Source organism: Bradyrhizobium sp. (assembly GCF_049586575.1).
Lineage (GTDB): Bacteria > Pseudomonadota > Alphaproteobacteria > Rhizobiales > Xanthobacteraceae > Bradyrhizobium.
This window is the reverse complement of the sequence record NZ_JBAVCF010000228.1, coordinates 1-2,576: the sequence shown is the minus strand read 5'-3', so window position 1 is coordinate 2,576 and position 2,576 is coordinate 1. Positions and strand designations below refer to the sequence as shown.

Annotated in this window: 2 protein-coding genes and 1 tRNA gene; 2 read left to right on the top strand and 1 reads right to left on the bottom strand. The window is 62.5% G+C overall.

Features of this window, described 5'->3' with window-relative positions:
* Nucleotides 1-79: 79 nt before the first annotated feature.
* Entirely contained in the window at nt 80-214 is a 135-nt protein-coding gene (gene rpmH / locus WB528_RS08765) for a 50S ribosomal protein L34 (RefSeq protein ID WP_006609582.1), read from the bottom strand.
* Between the two features lie 459 nt (nt 215-673).
* Here rpmH and WB528_RS08760 point away from each other — a divergent pair, with 459 nt between their 5' ends.
* Both WB528_RS08760 and WB528_RS08755 read left to right on the top strand, forming a co-directional pair.
* Nucleotides 674-2,140, top strand: a complete 1,467-nt coding sequence (locus tag WB528_RS08760; RefSeq protein WP_423888028.1) for an ATP-binding protein — start codon at nt 674-676, stop codon at nt 2,138-2,140.
* A 143-nt stretch (nt 2,141-2,283) separates the two neighbouring features.
* A tRNA-Arg gene (locus WB528_RS08755) sits at nt 2,284-2,360 on the top strand.
* Nucleotides 2,361-2,576: the final 216 nt, after the last annotated feature.

The following is a 2,576-nucleotide window of genomic DNA, read 5'->3' as shown; positions in this document are numbered from 1 at the left end:
ACCCGCGCGCCATTGGCAACGGCGAGGAAGTCCGCCCGCTGCCTTAGCCGATCCATCAGAGGTCTCCGGGAAGCCCGGCTCAGGCGCTCAAACGTTTGCGGCCCCGCGCGCGGCGCGCGGCGAGGACCTTGCGGCCGCCGGTTGTCGCAAGGCGGGCGCGGAAGCCGTGACGGCGCTTGCGCACCAGTTTGCTGGGTTGATAAGTCCGCTTCACGGGTCGTTCTCCGCTGACAACTTGCCTGCTACGCTGACAATTTGCCTGATAAATGAGGTATGTTCGCCGATGCTGACAGGCCCCGAAGTAGGCCGTTTCCGGCCCCAAAAGGGCCGACCGGCCTCAGCCGGACCATCGCGTACAGTTGGCGCGGCTTATACGGGAGGGACCCCTTTTCGTCAATGTGGCGCGGCGATCGATATGAGGTTCTTTTAAACGGCGAATTTGGCGCGAATAATTCAATATTTGCGGTGTATTACGTGAGGGAGAAGGCACTCGTTTCCGGCCGCGCGGCAGGCGGAACGCAGGGCTCTCGGACGTGATGGTTTGCGGCCGCGAGCCGACATCAGGACCGCCGCGATAATTCGGGTCCATTTGCGGAACGGCTGTTATTAAACCTTGATTTGACCCTCCGGCGGACCGGGCCCACATTAAAAAAGCAAGGCTTCGAAGATAGTTATGGCGCCAGAGACCGACGAACAGCCGAATATGACACCCCCGCGGGCAACGCTTCCGCGGAGGCTCGGCCTGTCCGGAAAGTTGCTGCTTCTGACCATTCCGCTGGTGATGATCGCGGAGGTTCTGATCTACGTGCCTTCGATGGCGAACTTCTGGATGAACCGGCTTAACGCCCGCCTGGCATCGGCCAACACCGCCGCGCTGGTTCTGGATGCGGCGCCCTCCGGCATGGTGCCCGACACGCTGGCACGGCAAATCCTCGACAGCATCGGGGCGCGCGCAGTCGCCATCAAGCTCGGGCAGCAGCGCCGGCTGCTGGCGAGCGCCGGTCTTCCGCGCGCAATCGATCATGATGTCGATATGCGGTCGCTGACGCCATGGACATCGATCGTCACTTCCTTCGAGATGATGTTTGAGACCGGCAATCAGGCGATCCGCATCGTCGGACCGCCGCCCGGCGGCGGGCAGTTCATCGAGGTGGTGGTCGACGAGGCACCGATTCGGCAGGCAATGTATCGGTTTTCCCGCAACCTGCTGCTGGTTTCGCTGGCGATTGCGATTTTGACCGCGGCGCTGGTCTATCTCGCGCTGCATTTCCTGTTCGTGCGGCCGATGCGGCGGCTGACCGAAAGCCTCGTCAGCTTTCACGAGAACCCGGAAAGCTCGGCCCGGATCATTGTGCCATCGAGCCGCAGCGACGAGATCGGCGTGGCCGAGCGCGAGCTATCCGACATGCAGCGCGACCTCGTCTCGATGCTGCATCAGAAGAGCAGGCTTGCAGCGCTTGGCCTTGCGGTCTCGAAGATCAATCACGATCTGCGCAACCTGCTGGCCTCCTCTCAATTGCTGTCGGACCAGCTCGCGAGCGTGCCAGATCCGCGCGTGCAGCGTTTTGCGCCGAAGCTGATGCGCTCGCTGGAGCGCGCCATCGCGTTCTGCCAGTCAACGCTGTCCTACGGCCGGGCGCAGGAGGCCGCACCCGACCGCCGCATGATTCCGATCGAATCGGTGGTAGCCGAGGTGCGCGAATCCGCAGGGCTCGCCGCCGACACCTCGATCACCTGGATCAGTGCGATCGAGCGGGGCCTGACGATCGATGCCGATCCCGACCAACTGTTCCGCATCCTGCTCAACCTGGTGCGCAATGCCGAGCAGGCGCTCGAAGGTCAGCCCGCCACGCAGATCCGTATTACCGGCCGGCGCGAAGGTGCGGTGGCCATTATCGAGGTCTCCGATACCGGCCCGGGCATTCCGCCTGCAACCCGGGAGAATTTGTTCAAGGCGTTCCAGACCTCGGGGAGGCCCGGCGGCAGCGGGCTGGGGCTGGCGATTGCCGCCGAACTCGTGGGCGCCCATGGCGGGCAGATTCACCTGGTCGAAGGCACCATCGGTGCAACTTTCCGGATCACCATCCCGGATCGGCCGGTCGAGCTCCTGACCATCCGCAACGAGCGCGCGCGGGCGTAACGGCCGGCCTCCTTGTGAGCTCGCCAAGACCTTGCCAAGCCGGTCGGGAGCCGTTAGCAATGGCCCGCTTTCGCGACCTGCAAACGTTAAATCTTGCAGGGGCCACCGGCGGACCCTTTGGGCCCCGATCCTTTGCGAAAAACGCGCCCGTAGCTCAGCTGGATAGAGCATCAGACTACGAATCTGAGGGTCGGACGTTCGAATCGTTCCGGGCGCGCCATTCAGATCAAGGGCTTACGGAAGTTCACCGTTTGAGCCGCGCCAACTAAAACGGTTTTTCAAACGGTATTTCCGCAGGGATCCAACTTTTGTAACTTTGGTCGACCAGCGCGGCCAACCGAGAAGGTAATGCCGGTGACGGGCAGTTCGTCAGGCTCATAACCTGGACGTCATGGGTTCAAATCCTATCCCGCAACCAAATAGACCGCTGTTTTTC

Bases quoted from the DNA above. Each gene is read 5' to 3' on its own strand.
- WB528_RS08760 (WP_423888028.1), top strand. From the start codon at position 674: ATGGCGCCAGAGACCGACGAACAGCCGAATATGACACCCCCGCGGGCA.